This window comes from Amycolatopsis sp. VC5-11, assembly GCF_037034185.1.
Classification (GTDB): Bacteria; Actinomycetota; Actinomycetes; order Mycobacteriales; family Pseudonocardiaceae; genus Amycolatopsis; species Amycolatopsis nivea.
Map to the genome: position 1 here is coordinate 214169 of NZ_JBAGKF010000012.1, position 16590 is coordinate 230758.

Annotated in this window: 18 protein-coding genes; 10 read left to right on the top strand and 8 right to left on the bottom strand. The window is 70.2% G+C overall.

Going from position 1 to position 16590, the window contains the following annotated elements:
• Positions 1-33 precede the first annotated feature (33 nt).
• The 4 genes from WA670_RS30610 to WA670_RS30625 all read right to left on the bottom strand — a co-directional run bounded on the left by WA670_RS30610 (position 34) and on the right by WA670_RS30625 (position 4882).
• Positions 34-2334 carry an FtsX-like permease family protein gene (locus WA670_RS30610; protein WP_336159618.1) on the bottom strand — a complete coding sequence of 767 codons (2301 nt, stop codon included), beginning with the start codon at positions 2332-2334 and terminating at the stop codon, positions 34-36.
• The gene (locus tag WA670_RS30615) at positions 2331-3020 is read right to left on the bottom strand and encodes an ABC transporter ATP-binding protein (RefSeq protein WP_336159619.1); all 690 of its coding nucleotides are present in this window, start codon (positions 3018-3020) and stop codon (positions 2331-2333) included. Before WA670_RS30615 ends, WA670_RS30610 begins: the two co-directional genes overlap by 4 nt.
• On the bottom strand, positions 3020-3541 hold the full coding sequence (locus WA670_RS30620) for a PadR family transcriptional regulator (RefSeq protein WP_037813352.1): 522 nt from the start codon (positions 3539-3541) through the stop codon (positions 3020-3022). The genes WA670_RS30615 and WA670_RS30620 overlap by 1 nt, the downstream gene beginning before the upstream one ends.
• Positions 3542-4009: 468 nt before the next feature.
• Entirely contained in the window at positions 4010-4882 is an 873-nt protein-coding gene (locus WA670_RS30625) for a MurR/RpiR family transcriptional regulator (protein ID WP_051172918.1), read from the bottom strand.
• A gap of 94 nt (positions 4883-4976) precedes the next feature.
• On the opposite strand from WA670_RS30625, the gene WA670_RS30630 reads away from it, so the two are divergent.
• The 8 genes from WA670_RS30630 to WA670_RS30665 all read left to right on the top strand — a co-directional run bounded on the left by WA670_RS30630 (position 4977) and on the right by WA670_RS30665 (position 11820).
• A complete protein-coding gene (locus tag WA670_RS30630) occupies positions 4977-5723 on the top strand; it encodes an amino acid ABC transporter ATP-binding protein (protein ID WP_134662418.1) in 747 nt (248 codons plus the stop codon).
• A gap of 14 nt (positions 5724-5737) precedes the next feature.
• The gene (locus WA670_RS30635) at positions 5738-6658 is read left to right on the top strand and encodes a transporter substrate-binding domain-containing protein (RefSeq protein WP_051172920.1); all 921 of its coding nucleotides are present in this window, start codon (positions 5738-5740) and stop codon (positions 6656-6658) included.
• 13 nt (positions 6659-6671) lie between these two features.
• Entirely contained in the window at positions 6672-7310 is a 639-nt protein-coding gene (locus tag WA670_RS30640; protein WP_051729800.1) for an amino acid ABC transporter permease, read from the top strand.
• Entirely contained in the window at positions 7307-8119 is an 813-nt protein-coding gene (locus tag WA670_RS30645; protein ID WP_336159620.1) for an amino acid ABC transporter permease, read from the top strand. Before WA670_RS30640 ends, WA670_RS30645 begins: the two co-directional genes overlap by 4 nt.
• Positions 8116-9582 (top strand): serine hydrolase domain-containing protein, encoded by a 1467-nt coding sequence (locus WA670_RS30650; RefSeq protein ID WP_336159621.1) that lies wholly within the window; start codon positions 8116-8118, stop codon positions 9580-9582. The genes WA670_RS30645 and WA670_RS30650 overlap by 4 nt, the downstream gene beginning before the upstream one ends.
• An 18-nt stretch (positions 9583-9600) precedes the next feature.
• On the top strand, positions 9601-10593 hold the full coding sequence (locus WA670_RS30655) for an AraC family transcriptional regulator (RefSeq protein WP_275295284.1): 993 nt from the start codon (positions 9601-9603) through the stop codon (positions 10591-10593).
• Between the two features lie 67 nt (positions 10594-10660).
• Positions 10661-11086 (top strand): nuclear transport factor 2 family protein, encoded by a 426-nt coding sequence (locus WA670_RS30660; protein ID WP_037820151.1) that lies wholly within the window; start codon positions 10661-10663, stop codon positions 11084-11086.
• Complete coding sequence (locus tag WA670_RS30665; RefSeq protein ID WP_336159622.1) at positions 11083-11820, top strand: alpha/beta fold hydrolase; 738 nt, start codon at positions 11083-11085, stop codon at positions 11818-11820. The genes WA670_RS30660 and WA670_RS30665 overlap by 4 nt, the downstream gene beginning before the upstream one ends.
• 28 nt (positions 11821-11848) lie before the next feature.
• Here WA670_RS30665 and WA670_RS30670 read toward each other — a convergent pair whose 3' ends face one another.
• The 4 genes from WA670_RS30670 to WA670_RS30685 are packed head-to-tail and all read right to left on the bottom strand — an operon-like array spanning position 11849 to position 15484.
• On the bottom strand, positions 11849-12616 hold the full coding sequence (locus tag WA670_RS30670; protein ID WP_238607034.1) for an amino acid ABC transporter ATP-binding protein: 768 nt from the start codon (positions 12614-12616) through the stop codon (positions 11849-11851).
• Positions 12613-13506: an amino acid ABC transporter permease gene (locus WA670_RS30675; protein ID WP_037820147.1), complete on the bottom strand. Its 894-nt coding sequence runs from the start codon at positions 13504-13506 to the stop codon at positions 12613-12615. Before WA670_RS30675 ends, WA670_RS30670 begins: the two co-directional genes overlap by 4 nt.
• 57 nt (positions 13507-13563) lie before the next feature.
• Complete coding sequence (locus WA670_RS30680) at positions 13564-14532, bottom strand: aldo/keto reductase (protein ID WP_238607035.1); 969 nt, start codon at positions 14530-14532, stop codon at positions 13564-13566.
• Between the two features lie 31 nt (positions 14533-14563).
• The gene (locus WA670_RS30685; RefSeq protein WP_336159623.1) at positions 14564-15484 is read right to left on the bottom strand and encodes an ABC transporter substrate-binding protein; all 921 of its coding nucleotides are present in this window, start codon (positions 15482-15484) and stop codon (positions 14564-14566) included.
• Between the two features lie 116 nt (positions 15485-15600).
• On the opposite strand from WA670_RS30685, the gene WA670_RS30690 reads away from it, so the two are divergent.
• Positions 15601-16140 carry a MarR family winged helix-turn-helix transcriptional regulator gene (locus WA670_RS30690; protein WP_238607037.1) on the top strand — a complete coding sequence of 180 codons (540 nt, stop codon included), beginning with the start codon at positions 15601-15603 and terminating at the stop codon, positions 16138-16140.
• 138 nt (positions 16141-16278) lie between these two features.
• Positions 16279-16548, top strand: a complete 270-nt coding sequence (locus tag WA670_RS30695) for a DUF1918 domain-containing protein (RefSeq protein ID WP_037820140.1) — start codon at positions 16279-16281, stop codon at positions 16546-16548.
• Positions 16549-16590: the final 42 nt, after the last annotated feature.

Below are 16590 nucleotides of genomic sequence, written 5' to 3' on the forward strand. Positions count from 1 at the left end.
AGCCCTTCACGGACCACCCCACACCCCCGGGGGCTATTCCGAGCGGAGCGTGTCCAGCCTCGTCACCTGGCGCAGCAGCGGCAGCGTCAACGCCGTCACCAGCAGCACCGCGGCGACCGCGGCTCCGGCCAGTCCGGCCAGGACCCCGCCGTCCACCATCATCGGCATTTTCGCCAGCCGCAGGATCGGCGCGGTCAGGCCGAGCCCGGCTCCGACGGCCAGCACCACCCCGACGACCACCGGAACCGCGGTCTGCCACAGGGATCCCCTGGCCAGCACCCCGATCGGCACGCCCGCCGCGGACAGCGCCGCGAGCGGGCGGCGGCGTTCGCTGATCTGCTCGATCGACAGCATCAGCAGGCTCATCGCCGCCACCGCCAGCACGAACAGCGACGCGGTCAGCAGCACCGCGCGGAAACTCGCGACCATCCGCTCGTCGCGGCCGGCGTAGTCGGACATGAAGTCCGTCTTGCCGACTTCGGCCTTCCACGCCAGCGGGCGCACCGCGGTCGCGACCTGGTCGATCAGGGCGTCGACGCCGCCGGCACCCGCCACGAACAGTTCCGTCCGCTCGACCGGCAGCTGGACGTCGCCGAACGCGCCGGGCGTGACCAGCAGCTCGCTGGCCGACGCCTTCGCGGTGTTGCTCGCGGGCACCACCCGGACATTGGCCGGGACTGTCCACATCGGACCCTCGACCTTGTTGCCGTTGCGGTAGCCGGTCAGCCGGTACTCCCCCTTGGGCACGGGCTGGGCCGACGAACCGGTCACGTAGAAAGCGTCCCCGTCGGCGCAGTCTCCGATGTTCGCCTGTGTTTTCAGCGCGACGCAGTCCCCGACAGTGCCGTAGACCTGGTTCTCGCCGGATCCCTGCAGCTGCAGGGAGCGGGCGCTGTGCACGCCGGTCACCCCGGGCGCCCCGGACAGCCGCTGCCGGACCTCCGCCTCGTGCGCGCTCGTCGTGTCCACCCGCACCGGAGCGGCCGCGACGCCGGCCGGCGTCTCGTACGACCGCGAGTTGCGGCTGGTCATCGACGTGAGCACGCCCTGGATCAGGATCGTCCCGGCGAGCACGACGACGAGCCCGGACACCACCCGGCTGGCGGTGCCGCTGTCGAGCTGCAGCCTGCGCACCGCGAGCTGCCACGACGGCGGGCCGCCCTGCAGCCGTTCCACGATCCGCTCCACCAGCCACGGCAGCAGCGCCGCGACGCCGACGAGCAGGAACACGCTGCCCACCGCGAGCGCCATCGCCGCGGCCTGGTCCCCCGACCCCGGCGAGACGACGAGCGTCCCGAGCAGGAACACCACGCCGATCCCGGTGATCGTCCAACGCCACCACATCCGGCGTCGCACCGGTTTGCCCTGCCGGACCACGCCGAGCGGTTCGACGATCGTCCGGCGCAGGCCGAACAGCGCCGAGCCGACCGCGAGACCGGGCACCAGCAGCACGATCACCAGCAAGGACACCCACGACGGCGTGAAGTCGTCCGGGAAGACGCGGAGGCCGAACGGGAGCCAGTCCCCGATGAACGGCCGCAGCGCGTAGAACAGCGCCCCGCCCGCCACGAGCCCGATCACCGCGCCGACCAGCGATTCCGCCGCCGCGACCCGTTTGATCTGCCGGGCGTCCACCCCGATCAGCCGCAGCGCGGCGAGCCGCCGTTCGCGTTGCGCCGCGCCCATCCGCGACGCGGTGGTCACGAAGATCAGCAACGGCAGCAGCAGCACCGCGGCGATCGGCGCGATGACCATCCACATCACCAACGGCAGGGTGAACCCTTCCGGAGGCTTGCCGTAGGAGTAGACGCTGGTGGCGTTTTCCCCTTCGGCCTTGATCTCCGCGGCGGTCGACCCGTAGTACGCCGTCAGGTCGGCCGCGTCGCTGACGCCCGGTTCCCCGATCTGGCCGGCCACGTTCCCCGGCAGCCGCGCCTTGATCGACGCGCCCTCGACCGAGTTCAGCTTCTCCGCCAGCGCGGGCGACACGATCACCTCGCCCGGCGCGGGCAGCCGGGAAAGCCCCGGCGGCACCGGCGAGTTCTCCCCGGTCGCCGCGACCGCGGTCAGCTGGAGGAAGTCCTCGCCGACCGACGGGTACCAGCGGTAGGTCGCCAGCGGCGCGATCCCCTCGCGCGGCGTCGTGTCCTGCTTGATCGCCGCCGCCCGGTCCGCCCGCGCGTTCACCAGGTGGCTCACCGAGGCGGCGGGCAGGAGCACGGCGACCGCGAGCGCGATGCCGAACGCGGTCATCGCGAGCCGCAGGAGCGCCGAGCCGGACATCCGGCCGCCCCCGACGGCCAGCCGGAGTCCCAGCAGCAGATCCCGCATCATGCGACCAGCTCCCGGTCGACCGTGCGCCCGTCCCGGACCACGATCTCGCGGTCGGAGTAAGCCGCGACCCGCGGTTCGTGGGTCACCAGCACCACCGCGGCGTGCGTTTCCCGCGCCGCCTGGGTGAGCATCTGCATGACCTTCTCGCCGTTGAGCGAGTCGAGCGCGCCGGTCGGCTCGTCGGCGAACACGACCTTCGGCCCGGTCACCAGCGCCCGCGCCACCGCGACCCGCTGCGCCTGCCCGCCGGACACGTCGCCCGGACGCCGCTTCGCCAGGTTGTCGACCTCGAGCCGGGCCAGCCATTCCTTCGCCTTGGCCTCGGCGGGCCCCCGCTTCGCCCCGGTCAGCCGCAGCGGAAGCGCGACGTTCTCCAGGCAGGTCAACTCGGGCACGAGCTGGCCGAACTGGAACACGAAGCCGAATTCGGTGCGCCGCAACGCACTCCGGCCCTTGTCGTCCATCGCGACGAGGTCCTGGCCGCCGTAGTGGATGCTCCCCGCGTCCGGCCGGACGATCCCGGCGAGACAGTGCAGCAGCGTCGATTTCCCCGAACCCGACGCGCCCATGATCGCGAGCACTTCCCCCGCCGCGACGGCCAGCGCCGCCCCGTCGAGCGCCCGCGTCTGGCCGAACGATTTGTGCAGCCCGCTGCCCGCGAGCAGTGCGGTTCCCGGCCTGGTCATCAGCGCACCGCTTTCTCGAGTTCGCCGAGCCGGGCCGCGGTGAGCTCGAGCCACCGCAGATCCGCCTCGAGGTGGAAGAGCGCGTGGTCGCAGATCAGCTGATCGGCGAGGTCGCCCTCGTACTTGCGTTTCGTGAGCGAGCGCATCACCTTGAGGTGCTCGCTGCGCTGGACGTCGAGCACGTCGGTGGCGTCGCGCCCGGACAGCAGCGCCAGGACCACCTTCGTGTACAGCGTGTTCTGCAGGTACGGCTCCGGGCTTTCCGGAGTGCTCAGCCACTGCTCGACGTCGGTGATCCCGGCGTCGGTGATCGTGTAGCGCTTCCGTTCCGGCCCGTCGCCGCTCTCGACCCCCGCGACCTCGACCATGCCGTTGCGCAGCAAGCGCGACAGCGTCGAGTAGACCTGGCCGTACGCGAGCGGGCGGTCCTGCCCGAACTGCTCGTCGTACGCCCGTTTCAGGTCGTACCCGTGTCTCGGCCCCGACTCGAGCAACCCGAGCAAGGTATGTGAAACCGACATTCCCCTGTTCCTCCCTTGACCCCGGAATCCCGGGGGTGAAGATCACTATACAACACCGGTATACGCACCGTGTATACCACCGCAGAATAGTGCGTCTTCGCAGTTCAGGGCTCGCTGCCGCCGGACGACACGGCGACACGGCGGGCGGCGGGCGGCGGGCGGCGGGCGGCGGGCGGCGGGCGGCGGGCGGCGGGCGGCGGGCGGCGGGCGGAGCTTGCCGCGGCTGGCCAGGGTCGTGAGGGTTATGCCGGTTAGAGCGGACACCGGGCTGGCTACGGTGGCGAGCGCCCCAATGTGGCATTGGGTGCATCTGACGCACCCAATGCCACATTGGGGCGCAAGACCGCACAACCCGAAGCCCCAGAGCACCACGACCTCGTGAGGCGGGCGGGCAACGGCCGGTCGGCCGGTCGGCCGACCTCGTGAGGGGCGATCGCGGGGAAAACCGCGATCGTCGCCCGGCGAGCGCTACTTCCGCTCGCCGAGGTCCGCCCGGAGCCGGGTCAGCAGGTCCGCGGCCGTCTTCGCGCGGTCCGGCTCCCGGCCCGCGATGGTGTGCGCGAGGATGTCGGTGACGATCGAGGCGGTCAGGGTCTCGCCGGTGAACTTCGTCGGGGAATCCGGCGCCGGCAGCACGACGCGGACCCGGGATTCGAGGTCCGCGGACAGCTGGCTCGTCACGAGCACTACCGGCGCGCCGACCTCCTCCGCGTAGCGCAGGATCAGCTCGACGTCGCGGTTCTGCCGGGCCGGGACGTACACCAGCACCGCGTCGTCGGCGCTCAGCGGGAGCATCGCGTCCGCGAGCCGGAAGCCGGTGTCGTCGCAGTGCCGCGTGACCAGCCCGCGGCGGGCGAGCCGGAACGCGGCGTACTCGGCGCAGACCGACGACAGCCCGAGCCCCCAGGTGAACACCATCCTGGCGGCGAGCAGCAGCCGCGCCGCCTCCTCGACCGCTTCCGGCGCGAGCTGGCGCTGCATTTCCTGCAGCCGCTCGGCGCTGTCGGCCATCACCCGGTCGATCTGGCGCGAACCGGTCGACCCGAGGTTCTCCATCGCCGCGCTCAGCCGGACGGTCGGCTCGGTGCGCGCGGTGAACGTCTGGCCGAGGTGGCGTTTCAGCTCCGGCAGCCCCGAATAGCCGAGCGCTTTCGCGGTGCGGACCACGGTCGCGTCGCTGGTCCCGGCCGCCGCGCCGAGGTCGCCCGCCGACGAGAACAGCACCTCGTTCGGATTGGCCAGCATGAACCGGGCGACCTGGCGTTCCGCCGGCTTGAGGTCGTCGAGCCGGGCGCGGACGTGGTCGTCGAAGTGGTCGCCGCCGAGATAGGTAGTGGACATGACACCCTTGACTGGACGTAGTGGCTACTACAAGATGCCGGAGGGTTCTCCGTTGTGTAGTGAACCCTACCCGCCGGCTCGACGAGGAGCACTCATGAGCACAGATCAGCCCCTGGTACGGCTGCGCGGCGTCGGCAAGTCGTTCGGATCGGCCCGGGTGCTGACCGGGATCGACCTCGACGTCCGGCGCGGCGAGGTCGTCGTGGTCATCGGCCCGTCCGGGTCCGGGAAATCGACGCTGTGCCGCTGCGTCAACCGGCTGGAGACCGCGGACGAGGGCTCGATCGAGATCGACGGCCGCCCGCTGCCCGCCGAGGGCGCGGACCTCGCCCGGCTGCGCGCGGACGTCGGCATGGTGTTCCAGTCCTTCAATCTCTTCGCGCACAAAACCGTGCGGGACAACGTGATGCTCGGCCCGGTCCGCGTGCGCGGGCTCAGCCGCGACGACGCGCGGAAACGGGCCGACGAGCTGTTGGAACGGGTGGGCGTCGGCGCGCACGGGGACAAGTACCCCGCACAGCTGTCCGGCGGTCAGCAGCAGCGGGTCGCGATCGCCCGCGCGCTGGCGATGGAGCCGCGCGTGCTGCTGTTCGACGAACCGACCAGCGCGCTCGACCCGGAGATGATCCACGAGGTGCTCGACGTGATGACCGCGCTCGCCGCCGACGGCATGACGATGATCGTGGTGACCCACGAGATGGGTTTCGCCCGCAAGGCCGCCGACCGCGTCGTCTTCATGGCCGACGGCCGGATCGCCGAATCCGCCACGCCGGACGTCTTCTTCGGCTCGCCGCAGACCGAACGCGCCCGCGATTTCCTCGCCCGCGTGCTCAGCCACTGAGCCTGGAGGCCTCCGTGTCCGCTCCCCTCACCCGCCGAGCCGCGCTGCTCGCCGCCGGCACCGTCCCCTTGCTCGCCTCGTGCAGCGGCGGAACCACACGCACAGCAGGCAATCCCGCCTACGCCACGCTCGACCAGGCCGACGCCGTCGCGCGCGGACCGGTCGGCGTCGACCTGCCGGAAACGCCGACGCTGCGCCGGATCCGCGACCAAGGCGTCCTGCGGCAGTCCGCTTCGGTGACCACCCCCGGATTCGGCATGATGAACCCGGCGACCGGCAAGATCACCGGCTTCGACATCGGAATCGCCCAGCTGCTGGCCAAATACCTGCTCGGCACGCCCGAGGTGGACAGCATCACCGGCGGCGCCGACACGCGCGAAGCGATCCTGCAGAACCGATCCGTCGACGTCGCCGTCTGTACTTACACGATCAGCAAAAGCCGGGCGCGGCTCGTCTCGTTCGCCGGGCCGTACTACCTGGCGCGCTCCGGCATCGTCACTGCCGCGGACGGTCCGCAGGTCACGGCCGTGCGCGAGCTGGCCGGGAAAGACGTCGCTGTACAGCCCGGCGCGGCGCAGGAAGCGCTGCGGAAAGCGTGTCCGCAGGCGCGTGCGGTGGTGTTCGAGGAATCGAGCCAGTGCGCCGCCGCGGTCCGGCAGGGCCGGGTCCAAGCGTGGTCGGCGAACACCGCGATCCTGCTGGGCAAAGCGGCGGTCGACGCACGGCTGCGGATGACACCCGCGACGTACGGAAGCAGCCCGTTCGGCATCGGGCTGCCGAAGGACGATCCGGCGTTCAAGGAGATCGTCGTCGGATTCCTGCGGCGCATCGCCGCCGACGGGAGCTGGCGGCGGCTGTGGGAGCAGACCGTCGGCCCGCTCGTGTCCGGTCCCGCCCCCGAGCCGCCCGTGCCCGGCTCCGTCCCCGGCTCCTGAAGGGAGATCACCCGTGCTTTCCGGTCACGCCGGGGAAATCCTCGGCGGTTTCACCACCACTTTGCTGCTCACCGCGTGCGCCTTCCCGCTCGCGCTCGTCCTCGGCTGCGTCGTCGCGATCTGCCGGATCAGCCCGGTCCGGCCGCTGCGCGCCGCCGGACGGCTGTATGTCGACCTCGTCCGCAATTCGCCGTTGCTGCTGATCGCCGTGCTGCTCATCTTCGGACTGCCCGACGCCGGTGTGCTGATTCCGTTGTTCTGGTGCCTCGTGCTCGCGCTGGGCGTCTACTTCGGCGCGTACGTCTGCGAAACCGTCCGTTCGGGCATCCGCGCGGTGGATCGCGGGCAGGTCGAGGCGGCCAGGGCGATCGGGCTGCCGTTCCGCCGGGTCGTGCTCGATGTCCTGCTGCCGCAAGCGTTCCGCGCGATGGTGCAGCCGCTGGGCACGATCCTGATCAACGTCGCGCTGGGGTCGGCGCTCGGCGCGGCCGTCGGCGTGGACGAACTGACCCTCGAAACCCGCTCCTTCAACCTCGAGACCGCCGAACCGATCCTGGCCTTCGCCGTCGCGGCCTGCGGTTATCTCGTGATCAACCTGGCGGTCAGCGGGGTCGTGCGGCTCGTCGAGCGAAAGGTCCGGGTGCTCCGGTGAACGACGACATCCTCTTCGACGCACTCGGCCCGAAGGCCAAGGCGCGGCTGCGCACCGTGTCCATCCTTTGTGGACTCGTCCTGCTCGGGCTGCTGACCCTCGTCCTCGTCAAGCTCGGCGCCTCCGGCCAGCTCGACCCGGCCCGCTGGGCGATCCTCGTCGACGGCGCGATGCTGCGGTTCCTGGTGCAGGGCTTGGCGATGACGCTGCTGGTCGGCCTGGTGTCCACGGTGCTGTCGGTCGCGGTCGGCGTGCTGCTCGCGCTCGGCAGGCTGAGCCGGAAGCGGTGGCTGAGCTGGCCGTCCGCCGCGGTCATCGAGTTCTTCCGCGCGATGCCGCTGCTGCTGATCCTGTTCTTCTTCATGTTCGGGCTGCCGATCCTCGGCGTCCGGGTGCCGATCTTCTGGCAGCTGGTGCTGGCGATCGTCGCGCACGCCGGGGCGATCTTCGCCGAGATCGTGCGGGCCGGGATCCTCGCCGTGGGCCGCGGCCAGAGCGAGGCCGGGCACGCGATCGGCCTGCGGCACTGGGAGGTCATGACGTTCGTCGTGCTCCCGCAGGCGGCCCGCGCGCTCGCGCCCGCGCTGATCAGCCAGACCGTGCGGGTGATCAAGGAATCCAGCCTCGGCTACGTCGTCGGCATCGCCGAACTGCTCAACAACGGCAAGGTGCTCGGCGAGTTCAGCGGCGACTTCATCCAGGCCTACGTCGGGGCCGGGCTGCTCTACATCGTCGTCAACATCGCCCTCTCGCGCGTCGCCGAACGGCTCGCGAACCGCAAGAAAACACTCGTCCAGGAGCCTTCGTGACCTTCCCCTCCGCCGCCCCGTCCGACGCGGGCCTCGACGCCCAGCGCGTGCGCGGCTTCCTGCACCGGCTGACCGCCGACGGGATCTCGCTCGACAGCCTGCTCGTCTACCGCTCGGGCAAGCTGGCCTTCGAACACTACTGGTGGCCCTACCGCAGCGACCGTCCACACACGACACACTCGGCGACGAAGTCCTTTGTCGGCACCGCAATCGGCCTAGCCCTGGACGAAGGCTTGCTGCGCCTGGACGACCGTCTGGCTACGTTCTTCCCGGAACTCGTCCCGCCCGACGCGTCGGAGCACCTGCGCGCCATCACCGTCGAAGACCTGCTGACCATGCGAACCGGCCACCGCGTCGGCCTGTCCGGCAAAACCTGGCGGCTGCTGAAAACCAGCTGGGTGCGGGAATACCTGCGCACCCCCGTGGATCTGCCGCCGGGCAAGACGTTCACCTACTCCAGCGCGACGTCGCACATGCTGTCCGCCATCGTGCACCGGGCATCGGGCCTCTCTGTTTACGACTACCTGCAGCCACGACTGTTCGAGCCGCTCGGTTTCGCCGGACACACCTGGGACACCGACCCGGAAGGCATCTGCTCCGGCGGGAACGGCTTGAGCCTGCGCAGCGTCGACTTCCTGAAATGGGGCGTCCTGCACCTGCACGACGGCCTCTGGCAAGGCGACCGGATCCTGCCCGCCGGATGGGTGCGCGAGGCCACCGCGTGGCACGTGCAGAACGCCGACGCCGGAAGCTGGAACGGCACCGAATTCGTCCCGTCCGCCTCCGCCGGAGACGAACGCCCGGAGGGTTACGGATACCAACTGTGGCTCGACGCCGACGGCGGATACCGGGCGTCCGGAATGTTCGGCCAGGACGTCTTCGTACTCCCCCAATACGACGCCGTTGTCGCCACGACAGGCAGCATCACGCACGGCAAGCACCGCCTGTTGTCCGGTCTGGTGCATGACCTGCTGGTGCCCGCCTTTACCGGCACTCCTTCCCCGGCGGCTGATGCTTCGTTGGCTGCCGAACTCGCTGTTGCTGCTCCCGCACTTTCGCCGACCACCGTCGAGCTGGACGGCCAGCGGTACGAGTGCGAGTCCAATGAGGACGGACTGTCCGCTATCTCGTTCACTGTGGACGGTGATGACCTTGTGGTGACCTTGGAGGACGATCGCGGTCGCCACTCCGTCCGTTGTGGACTGTCCACGTGGGTCGAGTCGGATACCGGAGTGACCACATGGCAGCTGCACCACTCGTATCAGGCCGAATCGACGCGTGTCCTCGCCGCCGCGCAGTGGAGTTCCCCGGGGATGCTGGTGCTGGAGTGGTACTTCGTGGAATCGCCGTTCCACGACACGATCACCATCGAGTTCGGTGACGGCCAACTGCGGTGGCATCGTCGGACCAATGTGAACAGCGGGCCGACGGAGCGTCCGGTGGTTACCGCCAAGCTCGTCTGACGGCGTACGATCCCGCGGATGAGCCGGGTGGCCGGGATCGCCGAGCTCGTGCGGACGCGCGGGCGACGGATGGTGAGCGCCGCCGACGACGTGGACGAGGTCGTCGGCGCGTGCAGCACCGCCCTGCGTCCGCACGCGTTGCTGGTGCGCGATCGCCGGCTGTCCGCGCGGCTCGATCACCTCGCCGCCGGCTCGGTTTCGGTGAACCGGCTGCGGTACGGCGCGGCTGTGCGCATCTCGGAACTGGCTCCCGAACAGGACGAATTCCTGCTTTCGCTGCCGGTGAGCGGCCGGGCGCGGTTCGCTTACGGCACCACGAGCGCGGTGCTGCGGCCGGGGTCGGCGTCGGTGGTGAATCCGTACCGCTCGTTCCGGCTCGACTTCGACGACGCGTTCGACCAGGTCGTGCTGCGCCTCGACCGGCCGCTGGTCGAGCGGACCGCCGCACTGCTCGCCGGGACGCCCGGCACGGTCGCGGTGCAGTTCGACCTCCGGGCGGACACCGTCTCCCCCGGCGTGCTGGCGCTGGTCGAAGCGGCGATCCACCTTTCCGCCGAGGGCGCGCGGCCCGGGCATCTCGAGGCGCTGCTGGCCGAGGCCCTGTTGCTCGGCCACCCGAACACCCTCAGCGAAACCCTTGCCGCCGAGACGAAAGCTCCCTCGTCGGCGCGGGTCCGGCGCGCGATGGACTACCTGCTGGCGCACCTGCCGGAGTCGTTTTCGATGGCCGAAGTGGCCCGGCATTGCGGGGTGTCCCTACGCAGCCTGCAGATCGGCTTCCGCCGCGAAACCGGCCGGACCCTCAGCGAATGGCTCCGCGAACAGCGTCTCGACCGCGCCCGCGCGCTGCTGGCCGCGGCGGATCCCGCCGGTGCCACGGTGACCGCGACCGCGCTCGCTTGCGGCTTCGTGCATCTCGGCGATTTCGCCGCCCAGTTCAAACGCCGGTTCGGCGAATCGCCGTCCGCCGTGTTGCGCGAAACCGACGACGGCAGTTCGCGCAGGCGATAGTCCTGGCACGGCGGGCCGCGCAGACTCTGCGCAACGCAAATCCGCGCTGCCAGAGGAGAACGCCGTCATGCCACTATCCACTGAGGACAAGCTTGCGATCGTCGAGCTCTCGAACGCCCAGATGCGCGCCCTCGACAACCACGACGTCGACGGGTGGGTCGATGCCTGGATCCCGGACGGGCAGTTCGTTTCCACCTACGGCACCTTCACCGGCCGCGCCGAGCGGGTCGAGTTCATCAAGGGCCACATCGCGGCGGGCAAGGAGGACGGTGCCCGCCACCTGCTGACGAACTACGTCGTGACCGGCGAAGCCGACCGCGCGACCGTCACCTGCCTGGTCGCCAAACTGCAGGTCGAAGCACCGCCGTTCGTCATCGCGACCGGCGTCTACCAGGACGTCGTGGTCCGCACCGCCGACGGCTGGCGTTTCGAATCCCGCCGCCTCGACATCGACCGCGGCGTCTTCGCCCGGGCCGAGGCAGCCGCGCGATGACCGGCTTGGCTGTCGAACGGTGGGGAGAATCCGGCCCGCCGATCGTGATGGTGCACGGCAGCCTGAATTCGGCCGCTGCCGCGTTCAGCGAGCAAAAGGTGCTTGCCGACCGGTTCCGGATCATCGCGCCGTACCGCCGGGGATACCGGCCCAGCCCGCCGACCGACCGGATCGACCCGGACCGCGACGCCGCCGACGTCGCCGAACTCTTGGGCGACGGAGCGCATCTGCTCGGCACGTCGATGGGCGGAGTGGTGGCCATGCGGGCCGCCGCGCTCGCGCCGGGCAAAGTCTGGTCGCTGACCGTGGTCGAACCGCCCGCCCTGCCGAACGGTGCCGGCCGCCCCGCCGCCGACCTGCTCGCCGACGCCCTTCGAAACTGCTGGGCGGCTGCCGAAGACAGCGGGCCGGCGACGTTCGTGGCCCGGTTCCTGCGGGTGTTGAACGTCGATCTGCCGTTGCCGTCGCCGCTTCCGCCACCGTTGCTGGAGGCCGCCCGCAATCTGATGACGGAACGGCCTTGGGAAACGGGTGTCCCCTCGGAGGCGCTGGCCCGCACGTCGTTCCCGAAACTGGTGGTGACCGGCGGCGGCACTCCTGGATTCGAGGCAGTCGCCGACGCCCTGGCGGAAACATTGCCCGCGAAGCGGGTGTTGTTCCCCGGCAGCCCGCACGCGGTGCAGCGGATCGGGCAACGGTTCAACGACGAGTTCCTGGCTCACCTGAGCCGTTGAGACGAGGGAGGGCCGGCCCGGCCCTCCCTCAGGCCCGCTCCCCCAGCGACCGCACGAACGCCTGCGTCGTCCGGTGTTTCGGCGTTCCCAAAACCTCCTCCGGCGTGCCGAGTTCGACTATCGTCCCGCCGTCCATCACCGCCACGCGGTCCGACACCTGCCGGGCGAAGCCGATCTCGTGGGTCACCACGATCATCGTCATCGTCCGTTCCGCGAGCCGCCGCATGACGCCGAGGACTTCGCCGACCAGCTCCGGATCGAGCGCGGACGTCGGCTCGTCGAACAGCATCACGTCCGGCTCCATCGCCAGCGCCCGCGCGATCGCGACGCGCTGCTGCTGCCCGCCGGACAACTCGCGCGGATACGCCGCGTGCTTCTCCGCCAATCCGACCGACGCCAGCAGCTCGTGCGCCTGCTCGGTGCACGCACTGCGCGACCGGCACAGGACCCGGGTGGGCGCTTCCAGGATGTTCTCCAGCACGGTCAGGTGCGGGAACAGGTGAAAGCCCTGGAACACCATCCCGAACCGACGACGCTGGCGAGCGGCGGCACGGTCGCTGAGCGGGTAGTACGTGTCGCCTTTGCGCGTGTAGCCGATCAGCTCGTCTTCGAGCCGGATCTCGCCGCCGTCCACCGTCTCCAGGTGGTTGACGCAGCGCAGCAGCGTGCTCTTGCCCGAGCCGGACGGGCCGATCAGGCACACCACCTCGCCCTGGCCGACGTCGAGGTCCACGCCGCGCAGCACCTCGAGCGGGCCGAAGCTCTTGCGCACGCCGGACAGCCGCAGGAACGTCATCGCGAGTTCTCCTTGCCCGGGCGGCCCGCGGTGAACCCGCGGCCGAAACGGCGTTCGAGGTAGCGCTGGCCGATCATCGCGAGGCTGGTCAGCACGAGGTACCACAGGCAGGCGACCAGCAGCAGAGGAATCGTCTGGTAGGTGCGGCCGTAGATGAGCTGCACGGTGGTGAGCAGTTCGGTGTAGCCGACCACCGACACCAGCGAGGTGTTCTTGAACATGGTGACGAGTTCGTTGCTCAGCGGCGGGATGATCACGCGGATCGCTTGCGGCAGAACGACTCTCCGCAGTCGCTGCCGCCCGGTCATCGCGAGTGCGGTCGCGGCTTCCAGCTGTCCCGCCGGCACGGACAGGATCCCGGCGCGGAAGATCTCCGCGCTGTACGCCCCGAGCACCAGCGCGAGCCCGACGACCGCCGCGGAGAACTGCGAGATCAGCCGGTTCGTCGGCACGCTGAGGAACTCCGGGCCGAACGGGATGCCCAGCGACAGTTTCGGCAGCAGCGCGCCCAGGAAGAAGATCAGCAGGAGCAGCACCAGCGCCGGGATGGCGCGGATGAACCAGATGTAGGCGGTCGCGACCCAGCGCAGGACCGGGTCTCCGGACAGCCGCATCAGCGCGACGACGACGCCCACGACCAGCCCGGCCGCGCTGCTGATCAGGGTCAGCAGCACTGTGTTCAGCAGGCCGCGCAGGATGTCGGCCGAGAACAGGTAGCCCCCGACGAGCCGCCAGTCCCAGCGCGGGTTGGTGATCAGGAAATGCGCGAACATCGCGGCCAGCACGAGCGCGACGCCCGCGGTGAGCCAGCGCGCGGGCTGCCGCCGCCGGGCGAACCGGACGCCCGCCGGGGCCTCGACCGGCGCGCGGGTGGAGGTGGGGATCGACATGAGGACTCCTTCGGGACAGCCCGGGCGGCGGCCGTCGCGGGGACGGCCGCCGAGGGGTCAGACGGTGACGAACTCGCCGAGCGTCCGTTCGGTGTGCGGATAGGGCGCGTCGTTCTCGTGCCCCGCGACGCCGAGCCCGGCCAGCGCGGCCACGATCTCCGCGCCGCGTTCGCCCGCCAGCTCGACCGCGCGGACGTTGTCCTCGATCTGCGCGATCCGGGTGGACCCGAACAGCACCGACGCCGTCGCCGGCTGCGCCAGGCAGAACGCGAGCGCGAGCTGCGACGGGCTCGCGTCGAACGAGGCCGCGATCTCCCGCAGCCGCGGCACGAGTTCCTTGATCCGCTCGCGGATGCCGCCGGTGTCGATGCCGATCTTGCGGCCGGGGTCGAGGTTCCCGGCGAGGATCCCGCCCTCCATCGTGTCGGAGGCGTGCAGCGAGATCCCGGTGTCGGCGAACAGCTTCTGGTACTCCGCGCTGTCCACGACGGACCGCCGGGCGACGCTGTACTTGAGCTGGACCAGCTGCGGCGTCGGAATCCCCTTCGCCGCGGCGTGGTCGTAGGCGGTGCGAAGATCGGCGGCCGACCAGTTCAGCGCGCCCCAGCTGCGGGCCCGGCCGCTGGTGACCAGCCCGGCGAGTTCCTCGGCGATCGCCGGGACGTCCATCCCCGGCCGGGGGTGCTCGGTGATGATGACGTCGACGTACTCGGTGCCGAGCCGGACCAGGGACTCGTCGAGCTGTTCGGCCAGCGGCTGGCGCGGATAGTCGAAGTACCACACCTTTTCGGCGATCGCGTAGTCCTCGCGCGGTTTCCCGACGACGTCGAGGATCCGGCCGAGCAGCACCTCGGTATGCGGTTTGTCGCGGTAATAGGCGACGTCGAGGAAATCGATGCCGAGGTCGAACGCGCGCCGGACGAGCGCGACGCCCGCCTCGAACGTCATCCGGCTGTAGGTGTTCCACGACCCGAGCGACAGCGCGGAAACCTCGGGTCCCTCGCGGCCGATGCGGCGGTAATCCATGCGTTTCTCCTTCTTCGGTGGACCGGGCGGCTCAGAACCGGGAACCGTTGACCGCGATCCGGTCGACGGCGATCGAGCCCTGCCCCCATTCGTCGAGGATCTTGCGGTAGGCGCCGTCCTCGACGAGCTTCTGCAGCGCACGCTGCGCTGCGTCGCGCAACTGCTGGTCGTCCTTGCGGAACCCGGCCGCGTACGGCGCGAGCCAGTGCACGCCGTCGCCGGTCAGCTCGAACTGGCCGGGATTCTGTTTGATCAGGTAGTTCGCCGGCGCGATGTCGTTCCACGCCGTTTCGACGCGGTCGCTCTGCAGGGCCAGCACCATCGCCTGCCCGTCGGCGAAGGCGTTGATGTTCACCGCGGGCTTGCCCTTGCCGACGCACTCCTTGCTGACCCGCTGCGCGTCGGTCTCCTCGATCGACCCGCGCCCGATGGCCAGCGACCGGCCGCACAGATCGTCGATTCCCTTGACGCCGTGCGGGTTTCCGGAACGGACCATGAGCGCGGTGCCGCCGCGCAGGAAGTCGACGAAATCCATCGTGCCCTGCCGGGATTTGAAGTCCCCCACCGACATCACGGCGTCGAACCGTCCGGAAAGGACTCCCGGCATCACGTTGCCGCCCTCGGTCCGCACGACCTGCACGTCCAGCCCGAGCAGCTTCGTCCACGCCTTCGTCAGGTCGACCACCACGCCGGTGATCTCGTTGTTGTTCTTGCTGTCGACGAAAGCGAGCGGCGGAACGCTCGCGCTGGTCGCGACGGTGATCGTCTTCTTGTCCCGGTACCGCTGCGGCACCAGCGCGCTGAGACCGGCGTCGACCTGGACCGCGGCCTCCGCGCCGGCACCTTTCTTCTGCGCGCCTTCCGGTGCGGGCTCCTGCGGAGCGGCACACCCGCTCAACGCCACGAGTGCCGCGCACGCGGCGGCGACGCGCCCTCGGGTTCGGTGTCGCATCGAGACCTCCATTGCTCTCTCGGACGCCGGGAACGCTAGAAGCCGCTCAGGAACATTGTCAAGGCTTTGACGTTCAACCTTTGACAATCTCGCGGAACCTGGCATGATCGAGAGGCGTGAGGGAGCCCGAAGCCGCCGAACCGGATTACTGGACTTTCGTCGACCACGCGGTCCGCTCGGTGAGCGAAACCCTGCCCGAGGTCGACCCGGACGCGATGCGCCTGGTGATGACCCTGCACCGGGCCACCGACCTGCTGTCTTACGACCTGCACGCCCGGCTCGGCGAGATCAAGCTGAACGAATCGGCACAGCTGAGCAGCACCGGTTTGCGGCTGCTGCTGGTGCTGTCGGCGTCCGGCCCGCTGGAACTGCGCCGGGTGGCGGCCCTGTCGGGCATGAGCCGCGCGGCCGTGTCAGCCGCGGTGGAGAACCTCGCCTCGAACGGCCTGGTCGGGAAGGAACCGTCGCGGGAAGACCGGCGGACGGTGCTGTTGCACCTGACCCCGGAGGGGCAGAAAACGTTCGCCCGCTGCTTCGCGGCCTACAACGCGGGAGAGCAGCATTGGGCGGCAACGCTGACGGCCGAGGAACGGGGTCAGCTGGTCGGGTTGCTGACGAAGTTGATGCAGACCAAGGACGTGCAGCGGCGGGCGTGACGGCGGAACTCCTCAAGCGTCTGAGCCGAACCGGCCCCCGCGAGTCACTTGCTTACCCCTGATCGGACTACTCCGAGGTTTCACGCCCAGCGCGACGAGGTATCGCTGCGGACGACGACGTCGTTCTGAGGAGGCGACATGCACGCACAGCGCGGAGACTGGCTGGTCGTGAAGGGAATCCACGTGGACGTGCCGGAGCACCGGGGCCGCATCGTGGCGGTGGGTTCGCCGGACGGAGGGCCGCCGTTCACCGTCCGCTGGCAGGGCGCGGACCACGAGTCGACCGTCTTCCCGGGCCCAGACGCGATCGTGCTGACCGACGCGGAGATGGCCGCGCAGGACGAACAGGCCCGGGAGCGGGTCGAGGGGCTGGGCGCCTTGCAGCACCATCTCCCGAGCGGCGCGTAACAACCGGCGCACGCACGGCGATCCAGAGCGGGCAAATGCCGT